Annotated in this window: 20 protein-coding genes; 17 read left to right on the plus strand and 3 right to left on the minus strand. The window is 73.3% G+C overall.

Annotated elements, in window-relative coordinates; genetic code table 11:
* Positions 1-81 precede the first annotated feature (81 nt).
* The 13 genes from tatA (at position 82) to DEI88_RS02650 (ending at position 13,163) form a co-directional block, all read left to right on the plus strand.
* Positions 82-345 carry a twin-arginine translocase TatA/TatE family subunit gene (gene tatA, locus DEI88_RS02590; protein ID WP_111072534.1) on the plus strand — a complete coding sequence of 88 codons (264 nt, stop codon included), beginning with the start codon at positions 82-84 and terminating at the stop codon, positions 343-345.
* A gap of 214 nt (positions 346-559) precedes the next feature.
* Positions 560-1,411 (plus strand): SDR family oxidoreductase, encoded by an 852-nt coding sequence (locus tag DEI88_RS02595; RefSeq protein WP_111009668.1) that lies wholly within the window; start codon positions 560-562, stop codon positions 1,409-1,411.
* Positions 1,408-2,892 (plus strand): MFS transporter, encoded by a 1,485-nt coding sequence (locus tag DEI88_RS02600; protein ID WP_111072533.1) that lies wholly within the window; start codon positions 1,408-1,410, stop codon positions 2,890-2,892. The genes DEI88_RS02595 and DEI88_RS02600 overlap by 4 nt, the downstream gene beginning before the upstream one ends.
* A gap of 73 nt (positions 2,893-2,965) precedes the next feature.
* Positions 2,966-5,134: an ATP-dependent Clp protease ATP-binding subunit gene (locus tag DEI88_RS02605; RefSeq protein WP_111009667.1), complete on the plus strand. Its 2,169-nt coding sequence runs from the start codon at positions 2,966-2,968 to the stop codon at positions 5,132-5,134.
* A gap of 182 nt (positions 5,135-5,316) precedes the next feature.
* Complete coding sequence (locus DEI88_RS02610; RefSeq protein ID WP_111072498.1) at positions 5,317-5,970, plus strand: response regulator transcription factor; 654 nt, start codon at positions 5,317-5,319, stop codon at positions 5,968-5,970.
* A 50-nt stretch (positions 5,971-6,020) separates the two neighbouring features.
* On the plus strand, positions 6,021-7,229 hold the full coding sequence (locus DEI88_RS02615; RefSeq protein WP_111072497.1) for a sensor histidine kinase: 1,209 nt from the start codon (positions 6,021-6,023) through the stop codon (positions 7,227-7,229).
* A 47-nt stretch (positions 7,230-7,276) separates the two neighbouring features.
* A complete protein-coding gene (locus tag DEI88_RS02620) occupies positions 7,277-7,810 on the plus strand; it encodes a hypothetical protein (protein ID WP_146246095.1) in 534 nt (177 codons plus the stop codon).
* A gap of 68 nt (positions 7,811-7,878) precedes the next feature.
* On the plus strand, positions 7,879-8,427 hold the full coding sequence (locus DEI88_RS02625) for a hypothetical protein (protein ID WP_146246094.1): 549 nt from the start codon (positions 7,879-7,881) through the stop codon (positions 8,425-8,427).
* Between the two features lie 44 nt (positions 8,428-8,471).
* A complete protein-coding gene (locus tag DEI88_RS02630; protein ID WP_111009662.1) occupies positions 8,472-9,563 on the plus strand; it encodes a peptidoglycan-binding protein in 1,092 nt (363 codons plus the stop codon).
* A complete protein-coding gene (locus tag DEI88_RS02635) occupies positions 9,560-10,378 on the plus strand; it encodes an ABC transporter ATP-binding protein (RefSeq protein ID WP_111072494.1) in 819 nt (272 codons plus the stop codon). Before DEI88_RS02630 ends, DEI88_RS02635 begins: the two co-directional genes overlap by 4 nt.
* A complete protein-coding gene (locus DEI88_RS02640; RefSeq protein WP_111072493.1) occupies positions 10,375-11,568 on the plus strand; it encodes an ABC transporter permease in 1,194 nt (397 codons plus the stop codon). Before DEI88_RS02635 ends, DEI88_RS02640 begins: the two co-directional genes overlap by 4 nt.
* Positions 11,569-11,716: 148 nt before the next feature.
* A complete protein-coding gene (locus tag DEI88_RS02645; protein ID WP_111072492.1) occupies positions 11,717-12,280 on the plus strand; it encodes a DUF2231 domain-containing protein in 564 nt (187 codons plus the stop codon).
* 217 nt (positions 12,281-12,497) lie between these two features.
* Entirely contained in the window at positions 12,498-13,163 is a 666-nt protein-coding gene (locus DEI88_RS02650; RefSeq protein ID WP_258375146.1) for a DedA family protein, read from the plus strand.
* 153 nt (positions 13,164-13,316) lie between these two features.
* On the opposite strand, the gene DEI88_RS02655 is transcribed toward DEI88_RS02650, so the two are convergent.
* Positions 13,317-13,517, minus strand: coding sequence for a hypervirulence associated TUDOR domain-containing protein (locus DEI88_RS02655; RefSeq protein WP_111009884.1), 201 nt, complete (start codon positions 13,515-13,517; stop codon positions 13,317-13,319).
* A gap of 176 nt (positions 13,518-13,693) precedes the next feature.
* Here DEI88_RS02655 and DEI88_RS02660 point away from each other — a divergent pair, with 176 nt between their 5' ends.
* Both DEI88_RS02660 and DEI88_RS02665 read left to right on the plus strand, forming a co-directional pair.
* On the plus strand, positions 13,694-14,761 hold the full coding sequence (locus DEI88_RS02660) for a serine/threonine-protein kinase (RefSeq protein WP_111072491.1): 1,068 nt from the start codon (positions 13,694-13,696) through the stop codon (positions 14,759-14,761).
* Between the two features lie 205 nt (positions 14,762-14,966).
* Positions 14,967-15,593: a phosphoribosylanthranilate isomerase gene (locus DEI88_RS02665; RefSeq protein WP_111009656.1), complete on the plus strand. Its 627-nt coding sequence runs from the start codon at positions 14,967-14,969 to the stop codon at positions 15,591-15,593.
* Between the two features lie 188 nt (positions 15,594-15,781).
* Here DEI88_RS02665 and DEI88_RS02670 read toward each other — a convergent pair whose 3' ends face one another.
* Positions 15,782-16,552 (minus strand): HAD-IIB family hydrolase, encoded by a 771-nt coding sequence (locus tag DEI88_RS02670; RefSeq protein WP_111072490.1) that lies wholly within the window; start codon positions 16,550-16,552, stop codon positions 15,782-15,784.
* A gap of 101 nt (positions 16,553-16,653) precedes the next feature.
* Between DEI88_RS02670 and DEI88_RS02675 the strand changes: the two genes are divergently transcribed.
* Complete coding sequence (locus DEI88_RS02675; RefSeq protein ID WP_111035448.1) at positions 16,654-17,184, plus strand: P-loop nucleotide/nucleoside kinase family protein; 531 nt, start codon at positions 16,654-16,656, stop codon at positions 17,182-17,184.
* Between the two features lie 170 nt (positions 17,185-17,354).
* Here DEI88_RS02675 and DEI88_RS02680 read toward each other — a convergent pair whose 3' ends face one another.
* A complete protein-coding gene (locus DEI88_RS02680) occupies positions 17,355-17,954 on the minus strand; it encodes a nitroreductase family protein (protein ID WP_111009653.1) in 600 nt (199 codons plus the stop codon).
* A 122-nt stretch (positions 17,955-18,076) separates the two neighbouring features.
* On the opposite strand from DEI88_RS02680, the gene DEI88_RS02685 reads away from it, so the two are divergent.
* Complete coding sequence (locus DEI88_RS02685; protein ID WP_111012261.1) at positions 18,077-18,997, plus strand: AEC family transporter; 921 nt, start codon at positions 18,077-18,079, stop codon at positions 18,995-18,997.
* The last annotated feature ends 63 nt before the right edge of the window (positions 18,998-19,060 follow it).

A 19,060-nucleotide genomic window follows, 5' to 3' on the forward strand; every position in this document is an offset into this window, starting at 1 on the left:
TACCATGGAGCATCACGGACTCCCCGGGGTCGCTTCGACGGCGATGCGCTCCCGACGAGTTCCAGACAAGGAGTGGACATCATGTTCCAGGGCCTCACCGGCATCCACCTGATCATCATCCTCGGCATCATCGTGCTGCTGTTCGGTGCGACGAAGCTGCCGGCCCTCGCCAAGGGTCTGGGGCAGTCGATCACCATCTTCAAGAAGGAGATGGAGACCAACCACGACGCTCCGACCACGACGACCACGACCACGACGGCGGCGCCGCAGGCCGGCACCGTGCAGCAGGAGCCGGTCCTCAACCCGGCCCCGTCGGTCCAGCCGCAGTCGGACCACCGCGTCTGAGACACCGCGTCCGGGTCGCCGCGCGCGGCCCGCTGCATGCCCGGCGGCACCGCCGGAGGACTCCCAGCCCCGGGACCGAGACCGCCGCAGCCTCTGTGAGGCGCGGCGGTCTCGTCGTTCCCGCCGCAGCCTCTGTGAGGCGCGGCGGTCTCGTCGTTCCCGGGGATAGCGTCGGTGGCGGTGCCCGACGCGTGGGCGCCGAGAGGAGGCCCCCATGGGCAAGGTGTGGTTCATCACGGGCACGTCCCGCGGACTCGGCCGTGAGTTCGCCCTCGCCGCCCTGGGGCGCGGTGACCGGGTCGCGGCGACGGCGCGCGACGCGGCGACGCTCGACGACGTGGTGGCCGCCTACGGTGACGCGGTCCTGCCGCTGACGCTCGACGTCACCGACCGCGCGCAGGTCGACGACGCGGTCCGCCGCGCGCACGAACGCTTCGGACGCCTCGACGTGGTGGTCAACAACGCCGGGTACGGCCACTTCGGGTTCGTCGAGGAGCTCACCGACGCCGAGCTCCAGGACCAGCTCGACACGAACCTGTTCGGGGTGCTGCACGTGACGCAGGCGGTGCTCCCGATCCTGCGGGCGCAGGGCTCCGGTCACATCGTGCAGATCTCGACGATCGGCGGCATCGCGGCGTTCCCGATGATCGGGGCGTACCACGCGTCGAAGTGGGCGCTCGAGGGGCTGACCGAGGCCCTCGCCCAGGAGGTGCGCGGCTTCGGCGTCGACGTGACGCTCGTCGAGCCCGGCGGGTTCTCTACGGACTGGGCCGGGTCGAGCGCCCGGCACTCCGCGCCCCTGCCGGCGTACGACGGGCTCCGTGAGCAGGTCCTCGCGGGGCGGGCCGCCGCGAGTGCCGGCCGGGGTGACCCCACGGCGACCGGGGCGGCGCTGCTCCGCATCGTCGACGCCGACGACAAGCCCCTGCGGGTGCTGTTCGGGGAGCAGCCGACGCACCTCGTCAAGACGCTCTACGCCGACCGCCTGCGGACCTGGGTGGAGTGGGAGCCGGTGTCGCTCGCTGCGCAGGGCGGGACGCACGCCGGCGAGCCGGCCGCCGGATGACCGACGGGGCCGACGGATCCGGCGCCTCCGACGGATCCGGCGCCTCCGGCGCGTCCGGCAGCGTCGACGCCGATCGGCCGGGAGGCCCGGCACCACTCCACCGCGACCGTCGCGTCGTGCTCGTGGTCGCCGTCCTCGCCACGTTCGTCGTCGGCCTCGACAGCAGCGTCGTGAACGTCGCCCTGCCGTCGATCGGCCGGGAGCTCGGCGGTGGGATCGTCGTGCAGCAGTGGACGGTCGACGCCTACCTCGTGACCCTCGGGGCGCTCATCCTGGTCGCGGGCTCGGTGTCCGACCTCGTCGGGCGGGTCCGGGTCGTCACCTGGGGACTCGTCCTGTTCGGGCTCGCGTCGGTCGCGTGTGCGATCGCCCCGACGGGCGGCGTGCTCGTGGGCGCGCGGGCCGTGCAGGGCGTCGGGGGCGCGCTCGTGACGCCGAGTTCGCTCGCGCTCGTCATCGCCGCGTACCGGGGTGCGGCACGGGCCCGGGCGATCGGCACGTGGACGGCGTGGTCGAGCGCGTCGGTCATCGCCGGGCCCGTGATCGGTGGGGTCGTGGTGGACTCGATCGGCTGGCGCTGGGTGTTCGTCCTCACGGCGGCGCCGATCGCGGTGACGATCCCGCTCGTCCGTCGGGTCACCGGGGACGTGCGCGCGACGGACCGGCCCGCGATCGACGTCGTGGGTGCCGGCCTCGCCGTGCTCGGGGTGGGGGCGCTCGTCCTCGGTCTCATCGAGCAGGAGCGCCTCGGGTGGGCGTCGCCGCTCGTGGTCGTCGCACTCGCCGTCGGGGTGGGGGCGCTCGCCGTGTTCGTGCCGTGGGAGCGCCGCGTGGCGGCCCCGCTGCTGCCCCTCGACCTGTTCCGAGCCCGGTCGTTCACGGTCGGGAACCTCACGACGCTCGCGGTGTACGGCGCGCTCGGCCTGTCCGGGTTCACGGTGACGCTGTTCCTCCAGGAGGTCTGGGGGCTCTCCGCCTGGCTGGCGGGCGTGGCGACCCTGCCCCCGACGCTCGTGCTGCTCGGGTTCTCCACGACGGTCGGGCGGTGGTCCGGCCGCACGGGGCCCCGGTGGTTCATGGCCGGCGGTCCGGTGCTCGCGGGGCTCGGCGTCCTGGTCATGCTCTGCGCCGGGGACCGCCCGCGGTACTTCGCGACCGTGTTCCCGGGCATGCTCCTCATGGGTGTCGGGTTGACCCTGATGGTGGCGCCGTTGACGAGTGCCGTGCTCGGGTCCGTCGCGGAGACGCGGGCGGGTGTCGGCTCCGCCGTGAACAACGCGGTCGCCCGGATCGCGAGCCTGGTGCTCGTGGCCCTGGCGGGGGTCGTGCTCGGCGCCGACGGCATGAGCGTGGCCGGCTTCCACCGCGCGGTCGTCCTCATGGCCGTGTTGCTCGTGGCGGGCGGCACCGTGTCGGCGATCGGCATCAGGAACCCGCGCCGCGATCGCCCGACGCTGGCGGACGCGGTGCCGTCGGAGTAAACTTGAGTCAACAGGACTCAAGGTGCCGGAACCACCGCACCAGGACATCAGGACCACAGGAAAGGACGCCCCCATGGCCAACCTGCAGGGCGCTCCCGCGTCGCAAGAGCAGCAGAAGACCGCACTCGAGCAGTACGGCGTCGACCTCACGGCGATCGCGCGGAGCGGCAAGCTCGACCCGGTGATCGGACGCGACTCGGAGATCCGCCGGATCTCGCAGGTGCTCACGCGCCGGACCAAGAACAACCCCGTGCTCATCGGCGAGCCCGGCGTCGGCAAGACCGCCGTCGTCGAGGGGCTCGCGCAGCGCATCGTCGCCGGTGACGTCGCCGACAGCCTCAAGGACAAGCGGCTCGTCTCGCTCGACCTCGCCGCGCTCGTCGCCGGGGCCAAGTACCGCGGCGAGTTCGAGGAGCGCCTCAAGGCCGTCCTCAAGGAGATCGACGACTCCGACGGCCAGGTCATCACGTTCATCGACGAACTCCACACGCTCATGGGCGCCGGCGGGGGCGAGGGCTCCGTCGCCGCCGCGAACATGCTCAAGCCGATGCTCGCCCGCGGTGAGCTCCGCCTGATCGGGGCGACCACGCTCGACGAGTACCGCGAGTACATCGAGAAGGACGCCGCGCTCGAACGCCGGTTCCAGCAGGTGTACGTCGGGGAGCCCAGCGTCGAGGACACCGTCGCGATCCTCCGTGGGCTCAAGGAGCGCTACGAGGCGCACCACAAGGTCACGATCGCCGACTCCGCCCTCGTCGCCGCCGCGGCCCTGAGCGACCGCTACATCACCGGTCGGCAGCTGCCCGACAAGGCCATCGACCTCATCGACGAGGCCGCGTCACGCCTCCGGATGGAGATCGACTCGAGCCCCGTCGAGATCGACGAGCTGAAGCGGAGCGTCGACCGCCTCATGCTCGAGGAGTTCGCGCTCAAGAAGGAGAAGGACGACGCCTCGAAGGACCGCCTCGAGAAGCTCCGCGCCGACCTCGTGGAGCGGCAGGAGCGCCTGACAGAACTGCAGCAGCGCTGGGAGCTCGAGCGGGCCTCCCTGAACCGCGTCGGCGAACTGAAGACCCGGCTCGACGACCTCCGCATGCAGGCCGAGCGCGCCCAGCGCGAAGGCAACCTGGAGCGGGCCTCCCGGCTGCTCTACGGCGAGATCCCGGTGATCGAGCGGGAACTCGCGGAGGCCGAGCGCAACGAGCCGGCCGGTCCGCAGATGGTGAACGACCGCGTCACCGACGAGGACATCGCCGCCGTCATCGCCGCGTGGACCGGCATCCCCATGGGGCGGCTGCTCCAGGGCGAGACCGAGAAGCTCCTGCACCTCGAGACCGAACTCGGCAAGCGGATCATCGGTCAGCGCGAGGCCGTCACGGCCGTGTCCGAGGCCGTCCGGCGTTCCCGGGCGGGCATCTCCGACCCCGACCGCCCGACCGGGTCGTTCCTGTTCCTCGGCCCGACCGGCGTCGGCAAGACGGAGCTCGCGAAGGCGCTCGCCGACTTCCTGTTCGACGACGAGAAGGCCCTCGTCCGCATCGACATGAGCGAGTACGGCGAGAAGCACTCGGTCGCGCGACTCATCGGCGCCCCGCCCGGGTACGTCGGGTACGAGGCCGGCGGCCAGCTCACCGAGGCCGTCCGTCGCCGCCCGTACTCCGTGATCCTGCTCGACGAGGTCGAGAAGGCGCACGCCGAGGTCTTCGACGTCCTGCTCCAGGTGCTCGACGACGGCCGTCTGACCGATGGTCAGGGCCGTACCGTGGACTTCCGGAACACGATCCTCGTGCTCACGTCGAACCTCGGATCGCAGTTCCTGACCGACCCGTCGCTCGGTGCCGCGGAGCGCGAGGAGTCCGTCCGCGCCATGGTGCAGCAGGCGTTCCGGCCGGAGTTCGTCAACCGCCTCGACGACATCGTCGTGTTCCAGGCGCTGACGACCGACGACCTCGGTCAGATCGTGTCGCTCTCGGTCGACCGACTCGCGACGCGCCTCACGGACCGTCGGCTCGAGCTCGCGGTCACGCCCTCGGCCCGGACCTGGCTGGCGGAGCGCGGGTACGACCCGGTGTACGGCGCGCGGCCGCTGCGTCGCCTCATGCAGCGGCAGATCGACGACCAGCTCGCCCGGGCACTGCTGGCGGGCGACGTCCGCGACGGCGACACCGTCCGCGTCGACGTCGCCGACGACGGCGAGTCGCTGACGGTCGAGCCGTTCGTGGTGCCGGAGTTCGTCGAGTAGCGCTCGGCGGGACGGACGGGAGGCGCGGGGTGCGGAGGACGCACGCCACGCCTCCCGTCCGTGGTGCGGGTGACCGACACTGTGCCTCCCGGCGATCCGGCGGGTGAGACATCGCGTGGGCAGCGCCATGTCGTGTACGCGGAAGGTGCGGATCCCGGACCCGGGGCCCTACCCTCCACGGGATGCGGGTGCTGGTGGTGGATGACGAGCAGTCCCTCGCCGAGTTGATCGCCCGCGGGTTGGAACGGCAGGGGATGACCGTCGACGTGGTGTTCCGCGGCGACGAGGCGGACGAACTCCTGGCGGTGAACGACTACGACGTCGTCGTCCTGGACCGCGACCTGCCCGGCCTCCACGGTGACGAGGTCGCTCGTCGGTGCACCGCCCGTGGTGGGTGCACGCGGGTGCTCATGCTGACCGCCGCGACGACCCTGGCGGACCGCGTGGCCGGGCTCGAGCTCGGCGCCGACGACTACCTGCCGAAGCCCTTCGAGTACCCGGAGCTCCTCGCGCGGGTGCGGGCGCTCGGCCGCCGGAGCGCCCCCGCTGCCCCGCCGGTGCTCGGGCACGACGGGATCGTGCTCGACACGAACCGGCTCATGGCCACCCGCGACGGGCGCCCGCTCGACCTGACGCCCAAGGAGTTCGGGCTGCTCGAGGTCCTCCTCCGGGCCGACGGCCGGTTGGTGAGCGCTGAGGAGCTGCTCGAGAAGGTGTGGGACGTCAACGTCGACCCGTTCACGTCCGCCGTGCGCGTGACGATGTCGAAGCTCCGCCGCAAGCTCGGTGAGCCCGATCCGATCAGGACGGTGCCGGGCAAGGGGTACGCGCTGTGACGACCGGGTCGGGGCGCGCCGACGGGTCGCGCCCGGGTCGAGGACCGCGGATGCGGTGGAGCATCCACACGCGCACCGCGGTGGCGTTCGGCGGCCTGTCGATGGTGCTCGCCGCGGCGGTCCTGGTGTTCGTGAACCTCATGACGCAGCGCGGGATCGTGACGGTGCTCGAATTCGACGACGGCGGAGCGTGTCCCCGCGCCGACGTCGCGGGGTGCGGCACGAGCGCGAGCCCGGTGTGGACCGTCCCCGAGGCGACCGCGTCGGCGCGCGCGGCGCTGCCGGGTGCGCCCCCTCCGGAGGGGCACACCGGCCCGAGCGGGTCCGTCGCCGGCGTCGCCCGTGTCGGGCAGCTGGTGGCGTCGCAGCAGTGGCTGTGGTCGGCGGTCGGCATCGGGACGGCCGGCCTGGTCGCCGCCGGTGCCGGCTGGCTGGTCGCCCGGGCCGTGCTCCGTCCGATCGGTGTGATCCGCGCGACCGCGGAGCGGATCTCGGCGACGACCCTGCACGAACGCATCGACCTCGGCGGCCCGGACGACGAGGTCCGACGGCTCGCGGACACGATCGACGCGTTGTTCGGACGGCTCGAGCAGGCGTTCGAGGGGCAACGCCGCTTCGTCGCCCAGGCCTCCCACGAGCTGCGGACGCCGCTCGCCCTGCAACGGGCCGCGATCCAGATCGGGCTCGAGGACGACGCCGACCCCGACACGATCCGCGCCGTCCGCCAGGAGCTCCTCGACGCGAACCGGCGGAACGAACAGTTGGTCGAGGGCCTGCTCGACCTGGCGGAGGCGGAACGGGGTGTCACCGGCCGAGCCCAGGAGGTCGACCTCGCGGACGTCGTCGAGGGCGCCGCGGCCGCGTCCCGGACTCGTGCGCGGTCCGCGGGCCTGGACCTCCACGTCCAGCCGGGCGACGGCCTCCGGGTGGCGGGCGATCCGGTGCTCGTCCGGCACCTGGTCGAGAACCTCGTCGACAACGCGCTCGAGTACAACCGACCGGACGGGTTCGTGCGCATCGAGGTGACCCACGACGGGCTCGTCGTCGAGAACAGCGGGCCACTCGTGTCGCCGGAGACCGCCCGCACCCTGACCGAGCCGTTCACGCGCGCGGAGCAGCAACACCCGGGCCGTCGACACAGCGGCATCGGGTTGTCGGTCGTCGACGCCGTCGTGCGCGCGCACGGGTGGCGCCTGGCGATCACGCCCCGGTCGGCGGGCGGCCTGGTGGTCCGCGTCCACGGTGTTTCGCCCGTGTGACCGTCGACCGGACGCCCGCGAAACGGCCCGCCCGCTGGACTGTCCGCATGGAACGAACCAGTGACACCGACCGGCCGCGGAGGAGGCCCCGTGCGGCGCTCCTCCTGTCCTCCACGATGGCGCTCGCGGTGAGCGTCGTCCTGTCCGGGTGCTCCGACGCGCCCGGATCCTCGTCCTCGCGCGGGGGCTCCAGCTCCGTCGGCGCCGCCGCGTGGGGCTCCTGCATGCGGGACGCGGGGTTCGACATCGAGGACCCGTCCGAGGCGGAGTGGTCCTCCGGAGTCGTCCGTGCTCCGTCCGGGGTGGACGGTGACGCGTTCCAGCGTGCGTCCGCGAGCTGCCGGGGGGACGACGCGCCCAGGGCCTCCGACGAGCAGAAGGCCATCTGGGACCAGGAGCTCCGCGACTTCTCGGCGTGCATGCGGGAGCACGGCCTCGACGACTTCCCGGAGCCGGAGCCGGAATCGGGGCTCGACTACGGCAAGTACGCCGAGGAACCGCTGCGCGACTCACCAACCGTCGCGCAGGCCGACGAGGAGTGCAGCGATCGGTACCTCGCCGACTGGGGGACGACCGGATGACCCGGGAGACGCCGTTCACCGAACCCGGTCGCCGGGAGGCGGCGACCACGACGCACAGGAGGACCACCATGACCATGACCACGACCACGAGGTCGCTCCGCGATGACGGACGGCGCTCCGGACTCGGCGGATCGGTACCGACCCACGGGGTCCGGGTGACGCTCGCCGTCGTCCTCGCCCTGCTCAGCATGACCGGCGCGACCGGCTGCGCGGCTGAGAGCGGGCGGGACGAGGCGGGCCGCACCCGCTCGTCGGCACCGAGCGCGGACGCGAACGCGTTCTCGGCGTGCATGCGGGACCGGGGGATCCCGATGGAGGACAGCGACCCGACGCAGGGGGGCGAACGTGCAGCGGTACCGGAAGGCGTCGACCCCGACGCCTACCAGCGTGCACTCGTGTCGTGCGCGGAGGAACGCGCCGGTGGTGCCGAGCCCGCGGAGGCGGTGGACGCCGATCCCGAGGTGTCCCGGTGCATGCGCGAGCACGGGATCACCGATTACCCCGACCCCGTGCACGGCCAGGTGGACTACGACCCCGGTGACCCGCCCTCGAGCGCGTTCCTCGCGGCCGAGGAGACGTGCTGGAAGCAGGTCCACGGCGCGGAGATCGCGAAGTGAGCCGCCGCGTACGGCCGGCGCGACGACCCACGCGGCCCACGCGGGTGCGCCGCGGGACGGCGGTCACCGTCGGCGCCGCGGTCGTGGTGGTGGTCGCGAGCGCCACGGTCGCGGTGACGACCGTCGTGCCCGAGGACGATCGCGCGGTCGCCGCGCCCGGCAAGGCCGCGTCCGCGAGCGCGACCCCGTCCTCCGGGGGCGGAGCCCCGAAGCGCACCGCGGACGGACGCCCCACGGCACCCGTCGTCCGGGGCGACCTCACGGAACGCCGCACGTTCGCGGGCACGCTCGGCCACGGGACGCCGAAGGACCTGCTCGGGTCCGGGAGCGGCACCCTGACCGGCCTGCCCGACTACGGACAGGTCGTGCACCGGGACGAGGCGCTGTACTGGCGCGACGAACGGCCGGTCCGGGCGATGCACGGCGCGGTCCCACTGTGGCGTCCGCTCGAACGGGGCCTGCGTGGGACCGACGTGGCGCAGCTCAACCGGAACCTCGCTGCCCTCGGGTACGACGTCGCGCAGGACGACCGCTTCGGCACTCGGACGGCCGCGGCGGTGCGTCAGTGGCAGCGGGACCGCGGGTTCGCGGTGACCGGACGGCTCACGGCGGACGACATCGCCTTCGTGGACGGGGACGTCCGCGTCGCCGAGCCGAAGGCCACGGTCGGTTCCCCGGCGAGTGGACCGCTCTACGGGTACACGAGCACCACCCGCACGGTGACGGTCCCGATCGACGAACTCGCTGCCGGCTCGTTCCCGGTCGGGTCCACCGTCTCGGTCGGCTTCTCCGGATCGACCGAGCACGTCGACGGCACGGTGCGCTCGGTGGGCGCGGACCCGTCGTCGGACGACGGCGGCCTGGTCGTCGAGATCGACCTCCGTGCCGCGGTCCCGTCGGGCGTGGCCGAGGCGGCTGGCGTGGACGTCCAGGTGGAGGGCGAGACGCGGAAGGGGGTGCTCTCGGTCCCGGTCGGGGCACTGCTGGCCGCGCGCGGCGACGGGTACGCCGTGGATCGTGTCCGGGCGTCGGGCGAGACCGAGCGGGTACCGGTCGAGGTCGGGTTCGCGGCCGACGGGCGCGTCGAGGTCAGCGGCGGGGTCCACGAGGGCGACCGGGTGGTGGTGCCGTCATGACCGCGGTCGCGACCGTGCCCCGGCGGACGACGGCGCCGGACGACCCGGAGGGCCGCGTCCTGGTCCTCGAGGGCGTCACGAAGCGGTACGGCGAGGTCGAGGCCCTGCGCGGGATCGACCTGCGGGTGTCGGCGGGCGAACTCGTCGCGGTCGTCGGGCCGAGTGGCTCCGGCAAGTCGACGATGCTCAACATCATCGGCACCCTCGACCTGCCGACCGAGGGCCGGGTCGTCATCGCCGGGCACGACGTCGGCACGATGTCCGACGACGCGGTGTCGCGGCTCCGCGCGGACCACATCGGTTTCGTGTTCCAGCACTTCCACCTGGCGCAGGGCGCCACCGCCGTCGAGAACGTCGCCGACGGCCTGCTCTACACGGGCACCGGCCGCCGCGAGCGCACCGAACGGGCCGCGGACGCGCTCCGCAGGGTCGGGCTCGGGCACCGGCTCGACCACCGTCCGCACGAACTCTCCGGCGGCGAGAAGCAGCGCGTCGCGATCGCCCGGGCCATCGTGGGCGACCCCACCGTGCTCCTCGCCGACGAGCCGACGGGCGCGCTCGACACCGCGTCGGGCGCAGCGGTGCTCGACCTGCTCCGTGAGCTCAACGCGGGGGGCACCACGGTGCTCGTGATCACCCACGACCTCGAGCTCGCGGCCTCGTTGCCCCGGCAGGTGCGCATGCGCGACGGCCGGATCGCCGACGAGACCCACGGCGGAGGCGACGGGCACGACGGACGCGGTGGGCGCATCGACGCCACGACGCTCGCCGACGCGATCCGGGCAGCGGGCACGGGGACGGAGGCGCGGGCATGACCGCGACCGGCCACGTCCACGCCGGCGACCTGGTGCGGCTCGGACTGTTCGGGCTGCGGACGCGTCCCACCCGGGTCGTCCTCTCGGCGCTCGGCATCGCGATCGGCATCGCCGCGATGGTCGCGGTGGTCGGCATCTCGAGCTCGAGCAAGGCGAAGCTCGACGCCCTGCTCGACGCGCTCGGGACGAACGTGCTCGCGGCACAGCAGGCCACCGGCTTCGGCGAGCCGGAACCGCTCCCCGTCGACGGGGTGTCGACGGCCGTCCGACAGTCCGACGTCCGCGACGCCGCCGGTGTCGGACGCGTCGAGGACGGACGCGTCTACCGGAGCGCCCGGGTCCCCGCGCTCGAGTCGAAGGGCATCGGCCTCGTGGCCGCGTTCGGCGACGTCCCACGCGTGCTCGCCGGTCGGTTCGCCGCGGGGCACTGGCTCGTCGGCGCGGACGACGCATCCGCGCCGGAGCAGGCGGTCCTGGGCGCGGAAGCGGCGAAGCGCCTGGGGATCGACCGGGTCACGGACGACACCGCGATCTGGACGGACGGACATCGGCTGGCGGTCGTCGGGATCCTCGAGCCACTCGCCCTCGCGCCGCAGCTCGACACGCAGGTGTTCATCCCGCGCTCCACCGCCGCAGGGATGGGGTTCGACGGGCATCCGACGCAGATCCTCACGCGGGTGGACCCGGACGCGGTCGCCGAGGCCCGCGAACGGTTGCCCCGGTCGATCAGTCCCCTCCACCCGAAGGACGTCGCCGTGACCCGGCCCTCCGACGCGCTCGCCGCGAAGAACGCGTCGCAGGACTCGTTCACCGGCCTGCTCGTCGGTATCGGCGGTGTCGCGCTGCTCGTCGGCGGCATCGGCGTGGCGAACACCATGGTCATCACGGTGCTCGAGCGCCGAGCCGAGGTCGGGGTCCGCCGGTCGCTCGGGGCACGCCGACGGGACATCCGCGACCAGTTCCTCGTCGAGTCGCTGCTCCTGTCGCTCCTCGGCGGCGTGGCCGGCGTCACGATCGGGGTCGCCGTGACGGTCGGGTTCGCGCTCGCGCAGGGGTGGCCGGTCGCGATCCCGGCGTGGGCGGTCCTGGGCGGGGTCGGGGCGACCGTCCTCATCGGTGGCGTCTCGGGCATCTACCCAGCCGCGCGGGCGGCACGGATCCCGCCGACGTCGGCGCTCGCGGCCGCATGACCCGGAACGGACGGGAGACGCGGCACCGGACGGTCGCCGTGCCTCCCGTTCCCAGGTTCCTGCGTACCGGCCGGGAGGTCCGGGACCGACCCGAGCGGGCCTCCCGTCCGCCGACTACGGTCTGGGACAGCCGATCCGAGGGAGCGTCATGCGGGAGATCCGTGCACTGCAGAGTCTGACCAGCGCGATCGAGCACGCGAGCGTGCTCGACAAGCTCATCGACGTCGACGTGAAGGCCGTCAAGGCCCTCGTCCAGCCCGACGCCCTGAAGCAGCTGCTGCACGGCGTGCCGTTCGGGCACCCGCTGCACCCGCTCATGGTCCAGGTACCCCTCGGCGCGTGGCTGTCCTCGGCCCTGCTCGACCTGCTGCCGGGGACGCACCGGTCGTCCCGAACGCTCGTCGGCGTCGGCGTGGTGTCGGCCGGCGTCGCGACCACGGCCGGGCTCACCGACTGGTCGGAGCTCGACCGCGAGCAGCAGCGCACGGGGTACGTGCACGCCGTGGTGAACGGCACCGCGATGACGCTCTACGGGCTGTCGTGGTGGCAGCGGAAGCGCGGGAACCACCTGCGCGGCAAGGTCCTCGGCATGCTCGGACTCGTGGTCGTGTCCGGCGGCGGCTACCTCGGTGGGCACCTGTCCTACCGCCAGCGCGCGGGCGTGAGCGAACACGGCGAGGTGCCGTTCGAGCGTCCTCCCGTCGGCGCCTGAGACCGACGCAGGGTGCGAGCGGCGGGACTGGTCGCACACGGCCGGACGCGGTAGTGTCCGGGGGTCTCCGGCGTCAGGGGTGGCGCCGGGGTGGAGATGCCGGGGTGGCATCGGCGGGAGGCGGGCGTCCGACTGGGCGCCGCCTCCCGTTCCCACTCCGAGGGGGTGTCCGGCCACACGGCACCGCGTGCCCAGGCGCCGTCGGTACCGTGCGGGCATGACGATGACCGCCACCGCCCGCACCGACGGTCCGAGCGGGGTCGGCGGCCTCACGGGGTTCGTGCTCGAGGTGATCGACCGCCTGGGCGAGTGGGGCGTCGGACTCCTGCTGTTCGCGGAGACCGTGTTCCCGCCGATCCCGAGCGAGGTCATCCTGCCCCTCGCCGGGTTCCTCGCTGGCGCGGGAGCGATGGACCTGGCGCTCGTCCTCGTCGCGGCGACCATCGGCTCGTGGCTCGGGGCGCTCGCCCTCTACGCGCTCGGGGCCCGGGTCGGACTCGAGCGCTCGATCGGGTGGGCCGCGCGGTTGCCACTCGTGGACGAGGACGACCTGCGTCGCGCCGCGCACTGGTTCGACCGGCACGGAGCGGCGGCGGTGTTCCTCGGGCGGCTCGTGCCCGGCGTGCGGAGCCTCGTCTCGCTGCCGGCCGGCGCCGGGCGGATGCACCTCGTGACGTTCTCGGTGTGCACCGTGCTCGGCAGCGTCGTGTGGAACACGGCGCTCGTCCTCGCGGGCGCGGCGCTCGGCTCGCGGTGGGAGCTGCTCGAGGGCTGGTCGGCGTGGATCGACCGCGGTGTGTACGCCGCGCTCGTGGCCGGCGTCGCCGTGTTCGTCGTGCGGCGCGTCCGGCGTCGGGGGCGGGAGCGCCGCCAGCGGGGCTGAGCCCCTCGAGCCCGACTGCGCGGCTCGTCGTGCGCGCTCCTGGTGCGCGGGTCGTGTGCGCGCGGACGACAACTGCGCCCACGCCAGCACGCGCAGTTGTCGTCGACACGCGCAGGTGCCGCCGGGATCACCGGTACGGCCGGGGAACTGCCCTCAGGACCGGAGCGCCGACTCCTTGTGCGCGGCCTTCTTGCCGGACTTGGCCGACTCGACGATCCAGTACGGGTCGTCGTCGGTGGGCTTGAAGTCCTGCCCGTCGAACGTGAAGTCCTTCGTCTTCTTCTCGCGCGCGGTGCCGGTCGTCTCGCCCTGCGAGGTGTTCCAGTGCACCTCGTCGCCCTCGTGGATCGCCATGCGCTGGACCGTACCCGGCGACTTGCGAGGACGTGCAGCGCTCGCGGTACATCCACCGGTCACAAGTGGATAACACGGCATGCGCGCCGAAGGTGCACGCGTAGCGTGGACGGTGCGTCGCCCACCCAGCGACGCGCTGCGCACCCCCGGCGCCCCGAGAGGATCGACGAACCCGAATGAGTCTGGTCTCCAGCACGGTGACGGCCGACACCGTCCTCGCCGGGCGATACCGGCTGACGGAGGTGATCGGCACCGGCGGCATGGGGACCGTGTACCGCGCCCGTGACGAGCACACCTACCGCGACGTCGCCATCAAGCTGTTCGCGACGCCCCAGTCGACGACGCACGCGGACCGGGTCCGCCAGGAGCGCGAGATCCGGCTGCTGAGCATGTTGAGCCACCCCGGACTCATCCCGCTGTACGACGCCGGGACCCACGAACTCGTCGACGGGCCCCACCGGTTCATCGTCATGGAGCTCATCTCCGACCCGACGCTCCTGCGCCGCCTCGCCGACGGACCCCTGCACAACTACGAGGTCGCCTCGCTCGGGGCGCAGCTCGCCGACGCCCTGGCGTACGTGCACGCCCGCGGCATCGTGCACCGGGATGTCAAGCCGGCGAACATCCTCATCAGCGACGAGGGGTCCGCGGGGTTCGCCCGCACCGTCAAGCTCACCGACTTCGGCGTCGCCCACTTCGTCGACGGCTCCCGCCTGACCGGCGACGGCACGATCATCGGTACCGCCGCGTACCTCAGCCCCGAGCAGGTCGCGGGCGAGTCCATCACGTTCGCGACCGACGTGTACTCCCTCGGTCTGGTGCTCCTCGAGGCCCTCACCGGCAAGCAGGAGTACTCGGGCACGGTCATCGAGGCCGCCCTCGCCCGGTTGCAGCACGACCCCGAGATCCCCGAGACGGTCGGCAGCGAGTGGCGTGATCTCCTCGTGGCGATGACGTCGCGTGAACCCGAGGAGCGACCGAGCGCCGTCACCGTCGCCCGCGTCCTGCGTGGAGGCGCGTCCCGCGTCACGGGACCGGTCCCGCTCGGCCGGACCCGGTCCTCCCGTTCGTCGCACCGTGCCGAGCACCGGCTGCACCGCGCCGCACACCGGCACACCCGCCGGGGCACGTTCGACGCGGTGCGGCGGTGGCGCCGCCGGAACACGATCGTCGGCAGCCTGGCCGGCATCGGCGTCGTCGCGGCCTGTTTCGGGTCGTACCTGCTCGGCGCCGCCGCGCACTAGACGGTGCCGAGGGTGCACGACGCGCCGGGTGTTTCCGCCACGGGTGCACGACGCGCCGCTTCCTCTGAACCCGAGCGGCGCGTCGTGCACTCTCGCCCGGCGGGGTCGGCACGGGTCGAGCACCGAGGGTCACGGGAAACGCCCGGGGCGACGCCGACGGACCCGCGGCCGTGACAGCGCAGGTGCGGTCGGGCAGGATCGGAGCATGACCACCGACGCCCTCTGGATCAAGATCTGCGGACTGTCGACCCCCGAGACGGTGGACGCCGCGATCGACGCCGGAGCCGATGCGCTCGGCTTCGTGTTCGCGGCGGGGAGCCCCCGCACGGTCACGGCCGACCAGGCGAAGGAACTCGTCGAGCGGGTGCCGGAGGGCATCGACGCCGTCGGGGTGTTCCGCGACCAGGAGATCGACGAGATCGTCGGGGTCGCCTCGGCGGTGGGGCTCACGACGCTCCAGCTCCACGGCGACGAGACCCCCTCGGACTTCGCGCGCGCACGCGACGCCGGGTTCTTCACGATCCGGGCGGTGGCGGCCCAGGATTACCTCCGCGAGACGCCCGAGCAGCGCGCCGCGTACGACCACGACCTGCTCCTGCTCGACGCAGCGGAACCCGGGGCCGGCAAGCTCGTCGACCCGAGCACGATCGCCGGACGCGTCGACGAGGCCTGGATCCTCGCGGGTGGACTCACGCCGGCGAACGTCCGCGCCGCCGTGCAGCTGTTGGACCCGGACGGCGTGGACGTGTCGAGCGGCGTCGAGTCCTCGCGCGGCGTCAAGGACCCGGCGCGCATCCGGGCGTTCGTCGAGGCCGTCCGCAGCATCGCCTGACCCGCCGCGCGGAGGCGAGGGGCGGGCCGGGGTGTCGCGGGCGCGCGCCGACGACGAGCGGGCGCGCGCCGACGACAACTGCGCCGTCGTCTGCGGGCGCACTCGTCGTCCACGCGCGCACCTGCGGGGCCGGACAGGAGGGACGGGGCCGGGCCGGGCCTCCCGGCCGGCGCATCCGCGGGCCGGCGTCAGACGACGGGCGCGCGGAAGCGGGGGATGAGCTCGTCGAGGTAGTCGGCGGTGTCCGGCCAGCCCGTGACCGCGTGGCAGGGGACGCCGAGCGCCTTGACGGGGTAGTCGTTGCCCTCCGGGTCGAGGCGGTCGCCGACGAACAGCATGTCGTCGAGCGCGATGCCCGTGATATGCGCGAGTTTCGTCATCCCGTACGCCTTGTCGATGCCCTTGCGGGTGATGTCGATCGACGTGGAGCCGCCCGAGCGGACCTCGAGGTCGGGGAGCTGCGCCTGCACGAGCCGCTTGAGGTGGTCCTTCTTGCTGCCGTCGGGGTCCCACGCCTTCTTCGCGTCGACCGGAGCGGCCTGTCCCAGCGCCGAGAACGTGATCTGCGAGCCGCGGTCCTCGATGATCGGCCCCCAGGTCTCGGTCTCCCACAGGCCGGCCTGCTTCGCCTGGTCCTCGACGGCGGCGATCGCTCGGGTGCGTTCGTCCTCGGTCAGGTCCTCGGCGTACTCCAGGTGCCAGTCGGCGTCGAGCCAGCGGTAGTAGCGGGTACCGCAGGTCGGCATGAGGTGCAGGTCGTCGAGGCGGAGGCCCTCACGGGCCCGGAGCGGGGCGACGAGCTGCTGGTCGAACTGGGCGAACTGGCCGCCGGAGATGACGGCGACGGGGACGGCGTCGAGCAGGCGGGCGAAGGTGTCGAGCATGCGGGGGTCGAGCGGGGACTTCGACGGGGCGAGGGTGTCGTCGAGGTCGAAGGCGACGAGACGGGGTACGGGCATGGCGACCATCCTGGCAGAGGCGCCGGGGCGGCAGGAGGGTCCGCGGGGACGAGGCCGGCCGCGCTGGCCAGGGGTCTCCTGAGGGTCGGTAGGGTGAGCGCGTGCTCATCGTCCTGGCGGGGCTGCCCGGTGTCGGCAAGTCGACGTTCGCGGCGGCGCTCGCGGCCCGGGTCGACGCGGTCGTGCTCGCCGTCGACCTCGTCGAGGACGCACTGCTCGCGGCCGGGCTGCCTGCCGGGTCCACCACGGGTGTCGCCGCCTACGGTGTGGTGGAACGCGTCGCGGAGGCGCAGCTCGCCGTGGGACGATCGGTCGTCGTCGACGCCGTGAACGACGACCCGCGCGCTCGCGAGCAGTGGATCGGGCTCGCCGAACGGTCGGGCGCCGAGACGCACTGGTTCGAGCTCCGGCTCGCGGACCCGGACCGGCACCGCGCCCGTCTGGAGGGCCGGGGTCAGCGCTTCACGCGCCTCCCGGAGCCGGGGTGGGACACCCTGGCTCCGCGTGCGGACGCCCTCGACGGATGGGCGGCGGAGCGCTGGGCGGCGGAGCGCACGGTGCTCGACGCGGCGGAGCCGGTCGAGGCCCTGGTGGCCGCGGCCCTCGGGGCCGTGCGGCCGCCGCGCCCCTGACGGGCCGCCGCCCGCCCTTGCCGGGCGCTCCCCGCCCTTGCCGGGGCGCGCCCCCCGCCCCCTCGCCGAGATCGCAGAAGATGCCGCTCTGACAGGGGTCGAAGCGGCATCTTCTGCGATCTCGGCGGAACAGGGGGCCGGGGGCGGGGCCCGGGGTCCCGGACCCGGGGTCAGTCGCGCGCGAGCACCAGCTCGTCGAGGGGCAGGCGCGTGCGGGGCGCGAGCTCGCGGGCGGCGGCCTGCTCGTCGAGCTGCGACGGGTCGGCGACCGTCCCGATCGCGGTCACCGTGACGGGCACGAAGCGCTCGGGCAACGCGAACGCGGTGCGGAGGCCGTCGACGTCGATGCCGCCGAGCTGGTGCACGTGCAGCCCCTCGGCGTGCGCTTGGACGGCGAGCGCGGCGATCGCCTGACCGAGGTCGTACTCCGCCCAGCGGCGGGGCTGACCGTCCTCGTCAGCGGTCTCGGCGATCGCGACGACGAGGGCGCTCGCGCGGTGCGCCCACGCCTGGTTGAAGCCCATGAGGTGCTCCATGATCACGTCGAACGTCGGGGTGCCGCGGCGGCCCACCACGAACCGGCGGGGCTGGGTGTTCGACGCGGACGGGGCCCAGCGCGCGGCCTCGAGCAGCGTGGTCACGGTGTCGTCGTCGATCGTCGCCGTCTCGTCGAACGAGCGGGGGCTCCAGCGCTCCTCGAGCAGCGGCACGAGCGGGCGGCTGGAGTCGGTGGAACGGGTCAGCGTGGTGGTGTCGGACGTTGCGGTCATGGTGCCTCCCAACGGTGTTCCATGCGAACGTATTCCCACGGGTGTCGTCGACTCCGACCGGCGCCCGATGTCGGATCAGACGGCCGTCCCTCCGCCGATGCGCTCGATGCCAGGATGGACCCGTGAGCGGAGTGCTGATCGGGTTCGCGATCATCGGCGCCGTGATCGCCACGGGGTACCTCGTCGGACGGCTCGGGGTCCTCGGCCCGCACGCGCAGTTCGTCATGAGCCGGCTCGTGTTCTTCGTCCTGACCCCGTGCCTGCTGTTCCACACGATCGCGACGGCGGACATCCACGTGCTGCTGTCCGAGATGCTCGTGGTGTCGCTCGTGACCGCGCTCGTCGTCGCGCTCGGGACCGCCGCCGTGTTCCGGTTCGTGCTGCGCCGCGACCTCGCCCAGACCACGGTCGGGGCGCTCGCCGCCGGGTACGTCAACTCGAACAACATCGGCCTGCCCGTCGCCGTCTACGTGCTCGGCCATCCGGCGTACGTGGTGCCGGTCATCCTGCTGCAGCTCGTCGTGCTCGCGCCGATCGCGCTGACGATCCTCGACACGGCGACGTCCTCGGGCGGGGGCCTGCGGCGGCGGATCCTCGGACCGGTGAGCAACCCGCTCATCATCGCGTCCCTCCTCGGCCTGGTCGTGTCGCTGACCGGCGTGCGGATCCCCGACCCGGTGATGGAGCCGTTCTCGCTCGTCGGCGCGGCCGCGGTACCCGTCGTCCTGCTGTCGTTCGGGATGAGCCTGCACGGCAACGCGCCCTTCCGTGACCCGGACACCCGGGTGGACGTGGTCGTGGCGAGCGCGCTCAAGCTGTTCGTGATGCCGGTGCTCGCCTACGTCATCGCGCGCTTCGTGTTCCACGTGTCGCACGAGCACCTGTTCGTCCTGACGGTGCTCGCCGGGCTGCCGACGGCGCAGAACGTCTTCAACTACGCGCAGCGGTACGACGCGGCCGTGCCCGTCGCGCGGGACGTCGTGCTCGTGTCGACGATCGGCGCGGTGCCCGTCCTCGTCGTCGTGGCGGCGCTGCTGCACTGACGCCACCGCCGGCCGGGAGGCGCGGGACCGGCCCGCCCCGGCCCTCCCGTCCGGCGGATGCGG

This window comes from Curtobacterium sp. MCBD17_003 (assembly GCF_003234885.2).
Classification (GTDB): Bacteria; Actinomycetota; Actinomycetes; order Actinomycetales; family Microbacteriaceae; genus Curtobacterium.

Coding starts and splice junctions, on each gene's coding strand:
- DEI88_RS02610 (WP_111072498.1), top strand. CDS start 5,317: ATGCGGGTGCTGGTGGTGGATGACGAGCAGTCCCTCGCCGAGTTGATC.
- DEI88_RS02655 (WP_111009884.1), bottom strand. CDS start 13,517: ATGGCGATCCACGAGGGCGACGAGGTGCACTGGAACACCTCGCAGGGC.
- DEI88_RS02640 (WP_111072493.1), top strand. CDS start 10,375: ATGACCGCGACCGGCCACGTCCACGCCGGCGACCTGGTGCGGCTCGGA.
- DEI88_RS02670 (WP_111072490.1), bottom strand. CDS start 16,552: ATGCCCGTACCCCGTCTCGTCGCCTTCGACCTCGACGACACCCTCGCC.
- DEI88_RS02620 (WP_146246095.1), top strand. CDS start 7,277: ATGGAACGAACCAGTGACACCGACCGGCCGCGGAGGAGGCCCCGTGCG.
- DEI88_RS02680 (WP_111009653.1), bottom strand. CDS start 17,954: ATGACCGCAACGTCCGACACCACCACGCTGACCCGTTCCACCGACTCC.
- DEI88_RS02645 (WP_111072492.1), top strand. CDS start 11,717: ATGCGGGAGATCCGTGCACTGCAGAGTCTGACCAGCGCGATCGAGCAC.
- DEI88_RS02650 (WP_258375146.1), top strand. CDS start 12,498: ATGACGATGACCGCCACCGCCCGCACCGACGGTCCGAGCGGGGTCGGC.
- tatA (WP_111072534.1), top strand. CDS start 82: ATGTTCCAGGGCCTCACCGGCATCCACCTGATCATCATCCTCGGCATC.
- DEI88_RS02635 (WP_111072494.1), top strand. CDS start 9,560: ATGACCGCGGTCGCGACCGTGCCCCGGCGGACGACGGCGCCGGACGAC.
- DEI88_RS02605 (WP_111009667.1), top strand. CDS start 2,966: ATGGCCAACCTGCAGGGCGCTCCCGCGTCGCAAGAGCAGCAGAAGACC.
- DEI88_RS02665 (WP_111009656.1), top strand. CDS start 14,967: ATGACCACCGACGCCCTCTGGATCAAGATCTGCGGACTGTCGACCCCC.
- DEI88_RS02625 (WP_146246094.1), top strand. CDS start 7,879: ATGACCATGACCACGACCACGAGGTCGCTCCGCGATGACGGACGGCGC.
- DEI88_RS02615 (WP_111072497.1), top strand. CDS start 6,021: ATGCGGTGGAGCATCCACACGCGCACCGCGGTGGCGTTCGGCGGCCTG.
- DEI88_RS02660 (WP_111072491.1), top strand. CDS start 13,694: ATGAGTCTGGTCTCCAGCACGGTGACGGCCGACACCGTCCTCGCCGGG.
- DEI88_RS02600 (WP_111072533.1), top strand. CDS start 1,408: ATGACCGACGGGGCCGACGGATCCGGCGCCTCCGACGGATCCGGCGCC.
- DEI88_RS02595 (WP_111009668.1), top strand. CDS start 560: ATGGGCAAGGTGTGGTTCATCACGGGCACGTCCCGCGGACTCGGCCGT.